The sequence below is a fragment of the Salinicola salarius genome (assembly GCF_003206135.1).
Lineage (GTDB): Bacteria > Pseudomonadota > Gammaproteobacteria > Pseudomonadales > Halomonadaceae > Salinicola > Salinicola salarius.
The window spans coordinates 160,236-176,049 of record NZ_PZJT01000003.1 but is presented as its reverse complement, the minus strand read 5'-3'; the positions used below and the strand labels follow the sequence as shown (position 1 = coordinate 176,049).

The following is a 15,814-nucleotide window of genomic DNA, read 5'->3' as shown; positions in this document are numbered from 1 at the left end:
AAGTGGATTATAAAGCTATAGTTTTACTATCTACAGGGGACTGGGATAATCCTTTTTGGACTAATAAACAGCACGTTGCGGTTGAGCTTGCCAGAATGGGGCGTCGCGTTCTTTACATAGATTCTCTAGGTCTGCGTCGTCCTAGTGCAAGTGCTCGTGATTTGAAAAGAATTGCTAAGCGGTTGTGCAAGGCGGTTCGTCCTCCTCGGAAAGTTCGAGATAATTTATGGGTTTGGTCTCCTATTATTCTGCCATGGCATGATAGAAAATCTATTAGAAAAATTAATCGAATGTTACTGTCAACAGGCTTGTGTTTTTGGTCTTCGGTATTGGGTTTTAAGAAGTCGTGGTTGTGGACATATAACCCTCTGACAACCGAGTTTTTTGACTTGTCTAAATTTTCGTACAGGGTTTATCACTGTGTCGATGAGATAAAGGCACAACCCGGTATGCCGGTTAAACTTTTAGAAACTTCTGAGCGGTGCCTTTCAGAGCAGGTTGATATCATTTTCACAACCTCGCCGAGACTGCAAGAGACACGAGGTGCATGGAACCCCAATACCCATTATTTTCCTAATGTTGCTGATTTTGATCATTTCAATAAAGCTTTGAACTCTGATTTGATAGTTCCTGACGATTTGTTAGCGTTGCCAAAACCTAGGCTTGGGTTTATTGGCGCAATTAGTGGTTACAAAATAGATTTCTCTTTGCTTCGTCATCTTGCTGAATCTCATCCTGAATGGTCTGTTGTGTTGATTGGAGAGGTGGGCGAAGGCGATCCATGGACGGATAGTTCCTTGCTTGATGGGTTGGAAAATGTGCATCTGTTAGGACCACGGTCTTATAAGAACCTTCCAGCTTACCTTAAAGGTATTGATGTGGCGCTATTGCCAAATCACGTTAATGAATATACTGATGCAATGTTCCCGATGAAATTTTCTGAGTATCTGGCAGCAGGTTGTCCTGTTGTTAGCGTTGATCTTAAAGCCCTGCGTGATTTTCATCACATTGTAGAAGTTGCAAAAACAAAGGAGGATTTTGTATCTGCTGTTGAAGAAATACTTTCAGGTAATGTTTTCCCCTTGGAGGAACGCTTAAACGTTGCACGTGAGCAGACGTATGAGGTTCGGACAAAGCGTATGCTATCGCTGATCGAGAGTGGTGAGACATCATTATGAGAGTAGCAATTGTTCATGATTGGTTGATTACTTACGCAGGTGCTGAGCGTGTGGTTGAGCAGATTCTCAATCTTTATCCTTCCGCTGATATCTTCTCAATAGTTGACTTTTTGCCTGAAAGCAAGAGGGGGTTCGTTCAAGGGAAAAAAGCTGAGACCTCCTTTATCCAAAGACTTCCGTTTGCCCAGAAGAAATATCGTAGCTACCTGCCCTTGATGCCCTTGGCCGTCGAGCAACTGAATGTATCTGATTACGACTTGGTGATCTCCAGCTCGCACGCCGTGGCCAAGGGGGTGATTACCGGACCTGATCAACTGCATATCTGCTATTGCCACTCACCTATTCGTTATGCTTGGGATATGCAGCACCAGTATCTCCGGGAGGCAGGGCTGACCAAGGGACCTAAGAGCTGGCTGGCCCGTTGGCTTTTGCACAAGATACGCCTTTGGGATCTTCGGACGGTGAATGGAGTTAATCACTTTGTATCAAACAGCGACTACATCGGCCGGCGGATCAAGAAAGTCTACGGCAGACAGGCCACGACCATTTATCCCAATGTGGCGGTGGAAGATTTCGATGTCGTCGAGCATAAGGACGACTTTTATGTTACTGCCTCTCGCATGGTCCCTTACAAAAAAATCGACCTTATCGTCCGTGCCTTCGCGCAAATGCCTGATAAGAAGCTAGTCGTGATTGGTGATGGGCCACAATTGGATAAAGTCAAGACGGCAGCTACAGCTAATATCGAGATTCTCGGCTACCAACCTTTTGATGTTCTTAGGGATTACATGGCTCGCGCCAAGGCATTTGTCTTCGCTGCCGAGGAAGATTTTGGCATTATTCCGGTGGAAGCACAGGCCTGTGGTACACCCGTGATTGCCTTTGGGAAGGGGGGAGCATGTGAGACGATTGTGGAAGGCGAGACCGGTGTGTTCTTTCATGAGCAGACACAGGCATCGATCTGTTCGACAGTCGAAAGGTTTTCTACGACCTTCAAGTCCGATCCGCACCGAATCCGACGACATGCCGAACAATTTTCAACGTCTGTATTCCGTCAGACATTTCAGGCATTCGTGCAAGCTCGGTGTGATGAATTCTTCAAGGGAAAGAGAGAAAAATGAATGCAACAGTTCAACCGGTAATCATGGCGGGCGGAACGGGATCCCGGCTATGGCCTTTATCTAGGCAGCTGCATCCCAAGCAGTTTCTCCCCTTGGCTGGTAATCAATCCATGTTGCAGTCAACCCTCAGCCGACTTGATGGACTCACGGGCGCTCAACCGATCCTTATCTGCAATGAGGAGCACCGCTTCCTGGCGGCGGAGCAGGTGCGTCAGATTGGTAAGAAGCCATCAATCTTGCTGGAGCCGGAAGGACGAAACACTGCCCCTGCGATTGCTCTGGCAGCGTTGCATGCCATGGATCGTGGAGAAGACCCGTTACTGCTTATCCTGGCAGCGGATCATGTTATTCAACGGGTGGATGCTTTTCATCTCGCTATCGAGGCGGCATTGCCGCTGGCACAAGAAGGCAAGCTGGTTACCTTCGGTATCGTGCCTACCCATGCCGAGACTGGGTACGGTTACATCCAGCGGGGAATCGGCTTGGGAGAGCAGGGCTTTGAAGTGGCGCGATTTGTCGAGAAGCCCGATTTGCCAACAGCAGAAGGCTACTTGGCCACCGAGGATTTTTTTTGGAACAGTGGCATGTTCCTGTTCCGGGCCGGCCGCTATATCGAAGAACTGGAACTTTACGCGCCGGATATTCTAGTAGCTTGTCGACGGGCTATCGACGAAGGGCAGCGAGACCTCGACTTCCTTCGAGTCGGGAAGGAAGCCTTTACGGCCTGTCCAGAGAACTCCATAGACTATGCAGTGATGGAAAAGACCGATAGCGCTGCCATGGTCAGCCTGGATGCTGGGTGGAGCGATATTGGCTCTTGGTCTGCGCTGTGGGAAGTTAGTGACAAGGACGCCGATAATAACGTTCTGCATGGAGATGTGCTCGCTGAGGGTACGTCCAACACCTTGGTTCAGGCCGAGCATCGCCTCGTAGCTACGCTGGGTGTCAACGACCTGGTGATAGTCGAAACCAAGGACGCTGTCCTCGTGGCACACAAAAATAAGGTGCAAGACGTTAAAAATATCGTGACCGCGTTAAAGCAATCAGGTCGTGCTGAGCATTCGAACCATCGTGAAGTCTACCGCCCCTGGGGGTTTTACGACTCCGTAGATTATGGGCAGCGCTATCAGGTCAAGCGTATTACGGTAAATCCCGGGGCCAAACTCTCCGTTCAGATGCACCACCACCGTGCGGAGCATTGGGTTGTCGTGTCCGGCACGGCAAGGGTCACCAATGGGGAAAGGACTTATTTGGTTACCGAGAATGAGTCGACTTTCATCCCCGTTGGGCAGATACATGCACTCGAAAACCCGGGTGTGGTTTCACTTGAACTTATTGAAATTCAGTCGGGAACCTACCTTGGTGAAGATGATATTGTGCGGTTTGATGATCGATATGGAAGAAGATGATAAGTCGCATTCGCGTGGCTTAAAGCCTTTTGTTAAAGGTGTTTTTTGATGGGGAAAAAAGCAAAACCTTTAACAGGCTTTGGTGCTTATACAAACGTGGTAGTTCGCCTGATGGATCTTGCCGCCATATTATTGGCGGGTTGGTTGGCCTATTGGTGGCGCTTCGATAGCTTATGGATGGTAGAGCGCTATGAGTGGGGCCTGATCGTAGGGCTCCTCCTGTCGGCGTTGGTGCTGCCCAACTTTGGTGTCTATCAGTCGTGGCGTGGCCGTGTAAGAGCCTTGTTGATATTCAGGATATTGTCCGCTTTTCTGGTGGTTGGGGGTACACTCACTTTCATACTTTTCTTTTCCAAGTTAGGGGAAAGCTTTTCCCGCTTCTGGTTGTTTACTTGGATAAGCGGCGCTACTGTCTTTTGCATTTTAATGCGCTTGGTAACCTATCCGGTCATCAATCGGTTACGGGCCCAAGGGCGTAATCGGCGTTCCGTCCTGCTGATAGGCGATGCACATTCTTGTGCCACGGCATATCACCATTTACGGGAGATACCCTCGGCCGGTTTCGATGTGGGCCGTATTCTGATTACCGATGAAGATGAAGGCCATGAGCTTGGTAGCGTTCGTAACGAAAAATACTGTACTGGTGAATCTATCGAGCACGACGAGGAAGAAGTCTGGATTTGCTTGCCGCTCTCCCAAGGCGAGACCGTCAAAGCCATTCAGTCGGATTTGAGTTTGTCGACGGGGAACGTGCGCTATATGCCCGATATGCGCGACTTCCGGTTGATCAACCATAATGTCTCTAATATTGCCGGCCTCTTTTTGCTGGATCTCAGCTGCTCCCCGATGACGGGATGGAGCCGGCTACTGAAAGCGACGGAAGATCGCTTTATTTCTCTGGTGATCCTGATATTGATATCGCCAATACTCGCCGCGGTGGCAATAGGGGTCAGGCTTTCCTCGTCCGGCCCTGTTTTCTATCGTCAGGAGCGTGTGGGCTGGAATGGTAAGCCGTTTTACATGTTGAAGTTTCGCTCGATGCCTGTAGATGTCGAAAAGGATGGCGTGCAATGGGGCGGGGCCAAGAAGAAGAAGACCACGAAGTTTGGTGCTTTCATTCGCCGAACGAGCCTGGATGAGCTACCCCAGTTTATCAACGTACTCAAAGGGGATATGTCGATCGTCGGGCCACGCCCGGAACGCACGGTATTCGTTGAACGCTTCAAACACGAAATACCGGGGTATATGCAGAAGCATATGGTTAAGGCCGGTATTACTGGCTGGGCGCAAATCAACGGTTGGCGGGGCGATACCGATCTGGCCAAGCGTATCGAGTGCGATCTTTGGTATATAGAGAACTGGTCGCTATGGATGGACGTTAAAATTATCTTCCTGACGGTTTTCAAGGGGTTCTTGAATCGTAATGCCTACTGATCGCACCATATTGGTGACCGGTGGGGCCGGTTATATCGGCTCTCATACGGTTCTGGAACTATTGGAAGCGGGGCACGAGGTCGTCGCCTTCGATAATCTCTGCAACGGCTCCGAAGAAGCGTTGCATCGGGTCGAGCAGATTACCGGAAAATCCGTCACTTTCCTCAATGGCGATATTCGTGACCGCAAGGCGCTCGACCGGTTGTTCGGCGCGCACGCTATTGACGCCGTGGTGCATTTCGCCGGGCTGAAAGCCGTTGGAGAAAGCGTCAACGCGCCGCTGGCCTACTATGACAACAACGTCAACGGCACGGTGGCGCTGTGCCAGGCCATGGCGGCGGCTGGGGTCTACAAGCTGATTTTCAGTTCGTCGGCGACGGTGTATGGCATCGAGGCGCCGGTTCCTTATCAAGAGGCCATGTCGCGCGGTACGACATCGAACCCTTACGGCACTTCGAAGGCGATGGTCGAGAAAGTGCTGGAAGACCTCAGTCAGGCCGATGAGCGCTGGCGTATCGGGCTGCTGCGTTATTTCAACCCCATCGGCGCTCATCCCTCGGGCCTGATCGGAGAAGATCCCAAAGGCACGCCCAACAACCTGATGCCTTACATCAGTCAGGTCGCCGTGGGTCGCCTGGATCAGTTATCGATCTTCGGTAATGACTATCCCACTGCGGACGGCACCTGCGAGCGGGATTATCTGCATGTCGTGGATCTGTCGGCAGGGCATGTCAAGGCATTGCAGTGTCTCGAAGTGCCTGGCGTTCACGCCTACAACCTTGGCACCGGTAAGGGCGTGTCGGTGCTGGAAATGGTAAAGGCCTTCCAGCGGGTTACTGGCCAGCAAGTGCCTTATCGCTTCGCACCCGGCCGGGATGGGGATTTGCCGGCTTTCTGGGCGGATCCCACCAAGGCCGAGCGTGAGCTGGGCTGGCAGGCAAGACACTCTCTGGAAGACATGATGCGCGATACCTGGAACTGGCAGTCCGCCAATCCCCTTGGTTATGACGAACGGAATTCGACAGCGTAACGGTGGAAGGCAATAGTCGCTGTCAATAGTCAGCTGCTTTTCTGAAAGGGCCGGTCTCGATGACCGGCTTTTTTGTTTGTAATTTGGCGACTCGTTTGCCGACCAAAGTCTAAAGGCAAGTCGGAGGCGTTTGGTTGATCCTATGTCGGACATAACCTGTACCTAGTCCTACAAGGAAGCGCGGGATCCCCATGAGTCATGCCACGGCCGCCACGAGTCGTAGTCAGCGACCGGACATCGCCGAAGCCCTCGCCGAGGCCGTCTTCAGCGGCCAGTACGCGATCGGCGAGACGATCCCGCGGGAGATCGACCTCTGCGAGCGCTTCGGTGTCAGCCGAAGCACCGTGCGCAGCGCACTGCAGAAGCTGGTCAACGTCGGCCTGCTGGTGCGGGTTTCCGGGCAGGGCACACGGGTGCGCGAGCTTTCGGCCTGGCATCTGCTCGATCCGCAGGTCAGCGCCTGGATGGCGCGCTACGCCCAGCCCAATCCGCGGCTGCAGCGGGAAGTCTTCGCCTTTCGCGTGGCCGTCGAGCCGTTCGTGGCCGGCCTGGCCGCGACCCATGCCACGGCTTCGGATCTGCTCGCCATCGAGACCGCCTACGAAGGCATGATCCGTGCCCTCGAGCAGGCCGATCTGCGCTGGCAGGGCCAGAGCCACGACGACTACGACGTGGCCTTCCACGAGGCGATATTCGCGGCCTCCCACAACCTCATCTGGGCACAGATCAGCCACGTGCTCAGACCCGCCATTGCCCTGATCGTCGAGCGTTCCAACCACAGTGCCGATGAGCTCGACGACAGCATGGCGCGCCATTTTCGGATGATGGAGGCGATTCGCCTGCGTCAGCCGGAAGCCGCCGAGCAGGCGGCGCTCTCGGTGCTGGAACGTACCGGCCGGGATCTGGGAATGGAGGACATCATGCAACGATCGCCTTCGATCACGCTGTCCCCACCGACATTCGAGCGATAACAAACGCTACTGGAGACTCACAATGACTTTACGCATGCCACTTCAAGGGCTGGCCATCGCTGCGCTTGGCGCGTTCGCGCTCAATGCTCAGGCTGCCGACTATGAATGGACCTTCCAGACGTCCGAAACCGCCGGCGAGCCGCAGTTCGAGATCAAGAAGGAATGGGCCGAGAACGTCGAGAAGATGTCGAACGGGCGTATCGCCATCGAGATCCTGCCGGTCAATGCCGTGGTGCAGGCCAACCAGACCCTGCAGGCGGTGAGTTCCGGCATTCTGCAGGGGCACCTGACCGACCCCAGCTACTTCTCGGGCCAGGATCCGGCCTTCGGCATGATCGGTAATCTGGTCGGTGCCTGGAGCGATCCGTACCAGTTCCTCGACTACATGAAATATCACGGCGGCGAGCAGATCTACAACGAGCTGGTCGAGCCCTATGGTGTTCACCTGATCGGTGCCGCGGCGACCGGGCTGGAATCCTTCCCGAGCTCGCGCCCGATCGAGAAGGTCGAAGACCTGAAAGGCCTCAAGGTGCGCGCGCCGGAAGGTATGGTCTACAACATCTTCGAAAAGGCGGGGGCGACGCCGGTCAACCTGCCGGGCTCGGAAGTGTATACCTCGCTGGAAAAAGGGGTGATCGACGCGGCGGACTACACGGTCTTCGCGACCAACTACGCCCAGGGCCTGTACGAGTTCGCCAACTATCCCAACTATCCGGGCTTCCACTCGCTGCCGATGGTCGCCGTTTCGCTCAACAAGCAGATCTGGGATGGTCTGCCGGACGATCTCAAGTCGATTCTGGAAGTCTCGGTCGATCAGATGGCCTACGAAATGGTCGCCAAGCTGAAGACGCTGGATCTCGAGGCCGTGAGCGAAGCGCGCAAGGACCCCAATATCCACCTCGTCGACATGTCCAATGAAGAGCGTGCCAAGTTCCGTCACATCGCTCAGGAAGAGTGGAAAGACTGGGCCGGCCGCAACGACGTCACTCAGGAATTCTACGACTCGGTCGTGGGCTACCTGCAAGACAACAACCTGATGTAACAACGCCGGCATCCGTCATCGCCGCGCCGGGTCGACCCGGCGCGGCGATGTTCGGCTGGCGTTCGAGGAAAACCCACGATGACACAACCGACCCGTAATACGGACGAGGTCACGATGCCGGTGCAGGAAGGGCCGCCGGAACCGATTCAGAACCAGGTTCCGGAAGAGGAAAGCAACGACGAGATCCGTACGCCGCTGGACCGCTGGGTGCGTCGGGGCGGCCGTTATGCCGCCTGGCTGGTCTTCATCGCCATGGCGATCAGCGTGTTCGAAGTGATCATGCGTTACGGCTTCGATTCGCCGACCTCCTGGGTGCATGAATCCGTAGTGATGCTGGTGGCGCTGACCTTTGCGGTCGGTGGCCCCGTCGCGATGGCGAGCAATCGCCACATTCGCGTTCGCGTGCTGTACGACATCGCCGGCCCGCGCCTGAAGCGCGCTCTGGATGTCTTCAATGATCTGGTCACGCTGGGCTTTTGTCTCGGCATGAGCTATGCCGCCTTCACCATGAGCTGGACGGCGACCCATGGCCCCATGGGGGACTGGCGTCTGGAGCGTTCGGGAACCTCGTGGAACCCGCCGTTCCCGGCACTGGTGAAGACGGTGATTCTGGCGGCGCTGGTGCTGATGACGCTGCAGGCGCTGTGGCATCTCTATCAGAGCGTGACCGGGCGACGCCCGGCGGCCAACCATGACCGCGGGGAGAACGTCTGATGGATATCGCAACGGGAACCTGGCTGCTGGTCGGGGCCATCTTCGCGCTCCTGATCACCGGTCTGCCGCTGGCATTCATTACCGGTCTGGTGGCGCTCGGCTTCACGTTCGGCTGGTTCGGGCCGATGGCGCTGCCGCTGGTCACCAGTCGCGTCTACAGCTTCATTACTGAGTATTCACTGGTCGCGGTGCCCATGTTCGTGCTGATGGCGTCGCTGTTGGATCGATCCGGCATCGCCAAGGATCTGTTCAACGCCATGCGGGTCTTTGCCGGGCGTCTGCCTGGCGGCGTGGCGATCCAGACCGTGGTCGTGGCGTTCTTTCTCGCGGCGCTGTCGGGAATCATCGGCGGCGAGATCGTGCTGCTGGGGATTCTGGCGCTGCCGCAGATGCTGCGCCTGGGCTATGACAAGCATCTTTCCATCGGTGTGGTCTGTGCCGGTGGCTCGCTGGGCACGATGATGCCGCCGTCGATCGTGCTGATCATCTATGGCCTGATCGCCAGCCAGTCGATCGCGGATCTGTTCACCGCGGCCATCACGCCGGCCCTGGTACTGATGGGCAGCTACATCCTCTACGTACTGCTGCGGTGCCTGAAGAACCCGAAGCTGGGGCCGCCGCTGACCGCAGAAGAGCGGGAGAACAACGAGATCAAGACCAGGGGGCAGGCGCTCAAGGCGATCCTGGTGCCCGGACTGATCGCGTTTCTGGTGCTGGGCACGATCTACGGCGGTGTCGCGTCGGTCACCGAAGCGGCGGCCATGGGGGTCTTCGGCGTGTTCGTGGCGATCATTCTGCGCGGCGAGTTCTCGATCAAGACGCTGCATGCCAGCCTCAACCAGACCCTGAGCACCTGCGGCATGATCATCTGGATCGGCATCGGGGCTGCTGCGCTGGTGGGGGTCTACAACCTGATGGGCGGCAATCGCTTCATCTCGCAGATGATCATGGGGCTGGATGTCGCGCCCATCGTGATCATGCTGGTGATGATGCTGATCCTGCTGGTGCTGGGTATGTTCCTCGACTGGATCGGCGTCGCGATGCTGACGCTGCCGATCTTCGTGCCGATCGTCACTCAGCTCGGTTACGATCCGGTGTGGTTCGGCATCCTGTTTGCCGTCAACATGCAGGTGTCGTTCCTGACGCCGCCGTTCGGGCCGGCTGCGTTCTACCTCAAGGGCGTGGCGCCACCGTCGATCAGCCTGAAGGATATCTTCGTTTCCCTGCTGCCGTTCATCGCCATTCAGCTCTGCGTGCTGGCGCTGCTGCTGGTATGGCCGAATCTGGCAATGTGGCTGGTATAAGGTGTCGTAGACGTCCGACTTCCGCTCGAGGCGCTCCCGGCGTCATGGCATGACCGGGAGCGCCGAGCGACTCAACCCCAGAGCGAAAAGTGTAGGTGATCCGTGAAAATTACCCGTTTGAAAACCTGGCAGGTTCCGCCGCGCTGGCTGTTTCTCAAGATCGAGACCGATGAAGGTTGCTACGGCTGGGGCGAGCCCGTGGTCGAAGGGCGCGCAGCCACTGTCGAAGCGGCGGTGCACGAGCTGTCCGACTATCTGATCGGCCAGGATCCGCACCGCATCGAGCATCTGTGGAACATCATGTACCGTGCCGGTTTCTATCGCGGCGGGCCGATCCTGATGAGCGCCATTGCCGGTATCGACCAGGCGCTGTGGGATCTCAAGGGGCGCGATCTCGGCGTGCCGGTTCACCAACTGCTGGGTGGCGCCTGCCGTGACAGGATGCGCATGTACGCCTGGACCGGCGGCGACAAGCCGAGCGATGTCGGCGCCGGCGCCAAGGCGCTGGTCGACAAGGGCTTCACCGCCTTCAAGATGAACGGCACCGCCGAGATGGCGATCGTCGATTCCCACGCCAAGGTGGACGAAGCGGTGGCCCGTGTCGCCGAGGCGCGCGATGCGGTAGGGCCGGACGTGGGCATCGGCATCGATTTCCACGGCCGCGTGCATCGACCCATGGCCAAGGCGCTGCTGCGCGAGCTGGAGCCGTATCATCCGATGTTCGTCGAAGAGCCGGTGCTGCCGGAACACCTGCCGAGCCTCAAGCACATCGCCAGCGGCCTGGGGTATCCCATCGCCACGGGCGAGCGACTGCACACTCGCTACCAGTTCCGCGACCTGCTCGCCGAGGGCATGGTCGATATCGTCCAGCCCGATCTTTCCCACTGCGGCGGGATCAGCGAAGGCATGAAGATCGCCACGCTGGCGTCCTGCTTCGACGTGGCGCTGGCGCCGCACTGCCCGCTGGGGCCGTTGACTCTGGCCGCCTCGCTGCACGTGGATGCGGTCAATCACAACGCCTTCATCCAGGAGCAGAGCATGGGTATCCACTACAATCGGGACAACGACGTGCTCGATTACCTGGTGGACAAGAACGCCCTGGCGATCGAGGACGGGTACTGCGCGATCCCGCAGGGGCCAGGGCTTGGCGTCGAGATCGACGAGGACTTCGTCGAGGAGCGTTCCAAGGTCGGCCATCGCTGGAGAAACCCAGTTTGGACGCATGAGGATGGTTCGATCGCGGAATGGTAACGGCACGCTCGATAGCCGCCTGCGCGAGTGAATCGCAGTGTTGCCCGGTGCGCGAACTCCTCACATATACCCCATATGCTCCGGGTTCTGTGCGCCGGGCGCCTTGCGCTTCAGCTCGCTCGGCTGGCTCTCGAGCGCACCATACTTGGCGCTCAGCCGTCGTCGCTCGCCGACGCAGAGCACCCAGAAATGCGCGGCTTGGCTGGCGCCAGAGCGTTCAGTGTTATGGGCTACGCTCGATCATGCGATTTAGACCGGCCGAAACGAGGAGAGAGAAATGAACGAGACACGCAAGTTCGCCCTGGAATCGGCGCTGCGCGAGCGGCCGCTGGTCGCCATTCTGCGCGGGATCACGCCGGAAGAGATCGATGCGGTGTTCGATGCGCTGGTGGCGTCGGGCTTCAAGCTGATCGAGATTCCGCTCAATTCGCCGCGGGCATGGGACAGCATTGCGGCGATCGCCAGGCGTTGCCCGGACGACGTGGTGATCGGCGCCGGCACGGTGCTGGATCCGGTTCATGCCGAGCGGCTGGCGACGCTCGAGGCGCCGCTGCTGATCACGCCCAACACCGACCCTGAAGTGATCCGGGCGGGCGTCGAGCATGGCCTGGCGCCGATGATCGGCTGCATGACGCCGAGCGAGGCGCTGGCGGCGGCCAGGGCGGGAGCGACGGCGCTCAAGCTGTTCCCGGCGGCGGACCTGGGAACGGGCTATTTCAAGTCCATCAACGCGATCCTGCCCAAGGGCTTGCCGGTGCTGGCGGTCGGCGGTATCGACAAGAGCAACATGAGCGAATGGCATGCTCATGGCGCGGCCGGCTTTGGCTTCGGCAGCAATCTCTACAAGCCGGGGCGCAGCGCCGAAGAGGTGGGCCGGATCGCCGCCGAGCTGGTCGAGGAGTGGCGCCGCCTGCGTGAAGTCGCCAGCCACGCGGAGCAGCTGGAACGCGAGGCGGACGCATGAGCGGTGCGGCACCCGATCGCCTGATCGTCATCGACTGGGGCACCAGCAACTTCCGGGCGTTTCTGGTCGACACGGCCAGCGGCGAGGTGCTGGACAGCCGGCGTTCGGCCTCCGGCCTGCGCGCACTGAGCCAGAGCGAATTCCCCCACTACTGCGCGTCGCAGACCGACGACTGGCGGAATGGCGGCGGCGCGGCTTCGGGGGCTGAGGGCGTGGCTTCGGGCGCTGAAAAAGTCCCGGTCTATCTGGCCGGGATGGTGGGTTCGGCGCGGGGCTGGTTCGAGGCGCCGCAGCTGGAGCTGCCGGCCACGGCCGCCGACCTGGCGGACAACGTGGTCGCCGCGCCCGGGCTCGATAACGTCTGGATCGTGCCGGGCGTCAAGCAGGTGACGCCGGAGCATGTCGACGTGATGCGCGGCGAAGAGGTCCAGGCGTTCGGCGCGCTGGCGCTGGCGGGCATCGACAGCGGCGATTGCTGCCTGCCGGGCACCCACAGCAAGTGGGCGCGGCTCGAGGGCGGCCGGATGGCCGAGTTCACCACGGTAATGACCGGCGAGCTCTATCACGCCGTGCGCTTCCACACCTTGCCGGGGGAGCCGGCCCGCGACGAGGCGCCGTTCGACGAGTCGGCGTTCCGGCTGGGCGTTTCCCGAGCGGGTTGCCCCGGCGGCGTGATGCATGCGCTGTTCGAGGCGCGCAGCCGGCATCTCTATGCCGGGCTCGAAGCGGGGCAGGTGGGCAGCTTCCTCTCCGGCGTGCTGATCGGGGAAGAGGTACACGCCATGCGGCAAGCTCGCCCCGGGCTCGATACCGTACGGCTGGTCGGCGCCGATTCGCTGCGCGAGAGCTATACCCTCGCGCTGGAAGCCGCCGGCATCCGTGTCGAGGCGGTCGACAGCGATCGGGCCACGCTGGCCGGGGTAATGGCGGTCGCTGCACGCCACGCCGGGCGATAACGGCGCGCACGTACGCGATAGTGCACCGTCATGGTGCATGGCTGCGCGTTCCGGCACCACGAAAGCGATGACGACGGCCCGGGATNNATCCCGGGCCGTCGTGTTTGGCATGATCCGTGCTACCTTCACCTATACGTCTGCTGACAAGCAGCCGATCGCGTACGACATGACGAGGTGAATCGATGCGGGTGATGCCATGACACAGCCGGCTCTGAACAAGCCACCCCTGCTGGTGTTTACCGATCTCGATGGGTCGCTGCTGGATCACGACACCTACGACTGGCAGCCGGCCTCGGCCTGGCTCTCGCGTCTCGAGCAGCAGGCGATTCCGGTCATACCCACCACCAGCAAGACGCGCGCCGAACTGTTGGCGCTGCGCCAGGAACTGGGGCTCGAACAGACCCCGTTCATTGCCGAAAACGGCGCGGTGATCGGGCTGCCGCCTTCCTGGCAGCACGCCCGGCTGGATCGCGATCCTGCCTCGCCGGATGGCCTGGTGGTCAAGACGCCGAGCATGGACGTCGACTATATCCGACGGCGCCTGGACGTGGTCCGTGAACGTCACGATCTGCGCTTTCGGCGCATGGGCGAAATGGATCTGGCCGAAGTTCAGGCGCTGACCGGCCTCAGCGCCGCCGGTGCCGAGCAGGCCATGGCTCGAGAAGGCAGCGAGCCGCTGGTGTGGGAAGACGACGACATCAAACTGCAGGCATTGCACGAGACACTGCGTGTCGACGGCCTGCGCCTGACCCGCGGCGGACGCTTCTGGCACGTGATGGGCGCGGTCGACAAGGGCCAGGCGTCGGACTGGCTGGTGGCGCGCTTCGAGGCGCTGCGCGGCTATCGCCCGCGGACGATCGGGCTGGGCGACGGCCCCAACGATCTGGCGCTGCTGGCGGCCACCGACATGGCGGTCGTCATCGCCGCCAGTCACGGCCAACCGATGCCGCTGGAAGGCCCGCAGGTCTATCGGACCCGGGCCCAGGGACCAGCGGGGTGGTCGGAAGGCGTATCCCACTGGTTGACTCAAGCGCTGGGGTGATAAGCGAACGGTTCGCCCTGAAACGGATGGCGTTGAGATGAATCGAGTCGAGATGAACGAGGTCGAGACGAATGGGGTCGAGATGAATGAGGTTGAACGGATAGTCCGATAGCAGGCGTCAGGGACTGACGCCAGGACGACAACATCACGAGGACTCCTCATGAGTGACTTTTATCAGAACGGTATCGTTACCAATTTCCACAACCTCACCCGCCGCTCGGTGGAGGCGCTGGAAACCGATCTCAAGCAGTTCTCGCGCAGCCGGCCGATGGGGTTGATCCTGCCGTCGCTGTATTCGGAGCTGGAAGGGCCGGCGCTTTCGCACATCGTCGACGAACTGTGCAAGGTGCCTTATCTCAGCGAGATCGTCATCGGCCTGGATCGCGCCGATCGCGAGCAGTTCTTGAAGGCACGCGAGTTCTTCTCGCGCCTGCCGCAGCATCACCGCATCCTGTGGAACGATGGCCCGCGTCTCCAGGCGCTGCAGCAGGAACTGGCCGGGGAAAACCTGGCGCCGCTGGAGCCGGGCAAGGGCTGCAATGTGTGGTATTGCTCCGGTTACGTGCGCGCTTCCGGCAAGACCGAGGCGGTGGCGCTGCATGACTGCGATATCGTCACCTACGATCGCGGCCTGCTGGCGCGGCTGATCTATCCGGTGGCGAACCCGCGATTCCACTACGAGTTCTGCAAGGGCTACTACTCACGGATCGCCTCCGGCAAGCTCAACGGTCGCGTGGCGCGGCTGATGGTCACGCCGCTGATCCGGGCGTTCAAGATGATCTACGGGCCGCTGCCTTATCTGGACTATCTCGACAGTTTCCGCTATCCGATCTCCGGCGAGTTCTCGATGCGGGCCGACGTGCTCGATGGCATTCGCATTCCCAGCGACTGGGGGCTGGAAATCGGCGTGCTTTCCGAGGTGCATCGCAACTTCTCGACCAAGCGGCTGTGCCAGGTCGATATCGCCGATGCCTACGATCACAAGCATCAGCCGGTGTCGGAAGACGATCCGTCGGGTGGTCTGAACCGCATGAGCATGGATATCGCCAAGGCGATGTACCGCAAGCTGGCGACGCTCGGCGTGGAGATGAGCGTCGAGAGCTTCCGTACCGTCAAGGCGACCTACTATCGCGTGGCGCTGGATCTGATCGAAGCCTACGATCACGACGCGGCGATGAACGGGCTCAAGCTCGACCGCCACAGCGAGGAGGCAGCGGTGGAGCTGTTCGCCGACAACATCATGCAGGCCGGCGCCGCGTTCTTCGAATCACCCCGCGACAAGCCGTTTATCCCCAGCTGGAACCGGGTGCAGGCCGCCATTCCCGACCTGCAGGACCGGCTCTACGAGGCGGTGGAGCTGGATAACAGCGGCGACGTGTAGGCGCCGCTGCCGCCGAC

The 15,814-nt window shown here is 59.0% G+C and carries 14 protein-coding genes; all 14 read left to right on the top strand.

What is annotated here, in order from left to right; all coding sequences use genetic code 11:
• Nucleotides 1-2 precede the first annotated feature (2 nt).
• The 14 genes from DOM32_RS04080 (at nucleotide 3) to DOM32_RS04015 (ending at nucleotide 15,797) form a co-directional block, all read left to right on the top strand.
• Nucleotides 3-1,178, top strand: a complete 1,176-nt coding sequence (locus tag DOM32_RS04080) for a glycosyltransferase (protein ID WP_110631526.1) — start codon at nucleotides 3-5, stop codon at nucleotides 1,176-1,178.
• Nucleotides 1,175-2,299, top strand: a complete 1,125-nt coding sequence (locus DOM32_RS04075; protein ID WP_110631523.1) for a glycosyltransferase family 4 protein — start codon at nucleotides 1,175-1,177, stop codon at nucleotides 2,297-2,299. The genes DOM32_RS04080 and DOM32_RS04075 overlap by 4 nt, the downstream gene beginning before the upstream one ends.
• Nucleotides 2,296-3,708 carry a mannose-1-phosphate guanylyltransferase/mannose-6-phosphate isomerase gene (locus DOM32_RS04070; RefSeq protein ID WP_110631520.1) on the top strand — a complete coding sequence of 471 codons (1,413 nt, stop codon included), beginning with the start codon at nucleotides 2,296-2,298 and terminating at the stop codon, nucleotides 3,706-3,708. Before DOM32_RS04075 ends, DOM32_RS04070 begins: the two co-directional genes overlap by 4 nt.
• 48 nt (nucleotides 3,709-3,756) lie before the next feature.
• Nucleotides 3,757-5,142 (top strand): undecaprenyl-phosphate glucose phosphotransferase, encoded by a 1,386-nt coding sequence (locus tag DOM32_RS04065; protein ID WP_110631517.1) that lies wholly within the window; start codon nucleotides 3,757-3,759, stop codon nucleotides 5,140-5,142.
• Nucleotides 5,132-6,172, top strand: a complete 1,041-nt coding sequence (gene galE, locus DOM32_RS04060) for a UDP-glucose 4-epimerase GalE (protein WP_110631514.1) — start codon at nucleotides 5,132-5,134, stop codon at nucleotides 6,170-6,172. Before DOM32_RS04065 ends, galE begins: the two co-directional genes overlap by 11 nt.
• Before the next feature lie 191 nt (nucleotides 6,173-6,363).
• Nucleotides 6,364-7,143, top strand: a complete 780-nt coding sequence (locus DOM32_RS04055) for a FadR/GntR family transcriptional regulator (protein WP_071232532.1) — start codon at nucleotides 6,364-6,366, stop codon at nucleotides 7,141-7,143.
• Between the two features lie 22 nt (nucleotides 7,144-7,165).
• The gene (locus DOM32_RS04050) at nucleotides 7,166-8,185 is read left to right on the top strand and encodes a TRAP transporter substrate-binding protein (RefSeq protein WP_110631511.1); all 1,020 of its coding nucleotides are present in this window, start codon (nucleotides 7,166-7,168) and stop codon (nucleotides 8,183-8,185) included.
• A gap of 78 nt (nucleotides 8,186-8,263) precedes the next feature.
• On the top strand, nucleotides 8,264-8,899 hold the full coding sequence (locus DOM32_RS04045; RefSeq protein WP_071232534.1) for a TRAP transporter small permease subunit: 636 nt from the start codon (nucleotides 8,264-8,266) through the stop codon (nucleotides 8,897-8,899).
• Nucleotides 8,899-10,203 (top strand): TRAP transporter large permease, encoded by a 1,305-nt coding sequence (locus DOM32_RS04040; RefSeq protein ID WP_071232535.1) that lies wholly within the window; start codon nucleotides 8,899-8,901, stop codon nucleotides 10,201-10,203. The genes DOM32_RS04045 and DOM32_RS04040 overlap by 1 nt, the downstream gene beginning before the upstream one ends.
• A 102-nt stretch (nucleotides 10,204-10,305) precedes the next feature.
• Nucleotides 10,306-11,454: a galactonate dehydratase gene (gene dgoD, locus DOM32_RS04035; RefSeq protein WP_071232536.1), complete on the top strand. Its 1,149-nt coding sequence runs from the start codon at nucleotides 10,306-10,308 to the stop codon at nucleotides 11,452-11,454.
• 277 nt (nucleotides 11,455-11,731) lie between these two features.
• Complete coding sequence (locus tag DOM32_RS04030; RefSeq protein ID WP_110631509.1) at nucleotides 11,732-12,418, top strand: 2-dehydro-3-deoxy-6-phosphogalactonate aldolase; 687 nt, start codon at nucleotides 11,732-11,734, stop codon at nucleotides 12,416-12,418.
• The gene (locus DOM32_RS04025) at nucleotides 12,415-13,374 is read left to right on the top strand and encodes a 2-dehydro-3-deoxygalactonokinase (RefSeq protein WP_110631506.1); all 960 of its coding nucleotides are present in this window, start codon (nucleotides 12,415-12,417) and stop codon (nucleotides 13,372-13,374) included. Before DOM32_RS04030 ends, DOM32_RS04025 begins: the two co-directional genes overlap by 4 nt.
• Before the next feature lie 196 nt (nucleotides 13,375-13,570).
• Nucleotides 13,571-14,416, top strand: a complete 846-nt coding sequence (locus DOM32_RS04020) for an HAD-IIB family hydrolase (RefSeq protein WP_110631503.1) — start codon at nucleotides 13,571-13,573, stop codon at nucleotides 14,414-14,416.
• Between the two features lie 160 nt (nucleotides 14,417-14,576).
• Complete coding sequence (locus DOM32_RS04015; RefSeq protein ID WP_071232538.1) at nucleotides 14,577-15,797, top strand: glycosyltransferase family protein; 1,221 nt, start codon at nucleotides 14,577-14,579, stop codon at nucleotides 15,795-15,797.
• Nucleotides 15,798-15,814: the final 17 nt, after the last annotated feature.

Coding starts and splice junctions, on each gene's coding strand:
- DOM32_RS04075 (WP_110631523.1), top strand. CDS start 1,175: ATGAGAGTAGCAATTGTTCATGATTGGTTGATTACTTACGCAGGTGCT.
- DOM32_RS04070 (WP_110631520.1), top strand. CDS start 2,296: ATGAATGCAACAGTTCAACCGGTAATCATGGCGGGCGGAACGGGATCC.
- DOM32_RS04065 (WP_110631517.1), top strand. CDS start 3,757: ATGGGGAAAAAAGCAAAACCTTTAACAGGCTTTGGTGCTTATACAAAC.
- galE (WP_110631514.1), top strand. CDS start 5,132: ATGCCTACTGATCGCACCATATTGGTGACCGGTGGGGCCGGTTATATC.
- DOM32_RS04055 (WP_071232532.1), top strand. CDS start 6,364: ATGAGTCATGCCACGGCCGCCACGAGTCGTAGTCAGCGACCGGACATC.
- DOM32_RS04050 (WP_110631511.1), top strand. CDS start 7,166: ATGACTTTACGCATGCCACTTCAAGGGCTGGCCATCGCTGCGCTTGGC.
- DOM32_RS04045 (WP_071232534.1), top strand. CDS start 8,264: ATGACACAACCGACCCGTAATACGGACGAGGTCACGATGCCGGTGCAG.
- DOM32_RS04040 (WP_071232535.1), top strand. CDS start 8,899: ATGGATATCGCAACGGGAACCTGGCTGCTGGTCGGGGCCATCTTCGCG.
- DOM32_RS04030 (WP_110631509.1), top strand. CDS start 11,732: ATGAACGAGACACGCAAGTTCGCCCTGGAATCGGCGCTGCGCGAGCGG.
- DOM32_RS04025 (WP_110631506.1), top strand. CDS start 12,415: ATGAGCGGTGCGGCACCCGATCGCCTGATCGTCATCGACTGGGGCACC.
- DOM32_RS04020 (WP_110631503.1), top strand. CDS start 13,571: ATGACACAGCCGGCTCTGAACAAGCCACCCCTGCTGGTGTTTACCGAT.
- DOM32_RS04015 (WP_071232538.1), top strand. CDS start 14,577: ATGAGTGACTTTTATCAGAACGGTATCGTTACCAATTTCCACAACCTC.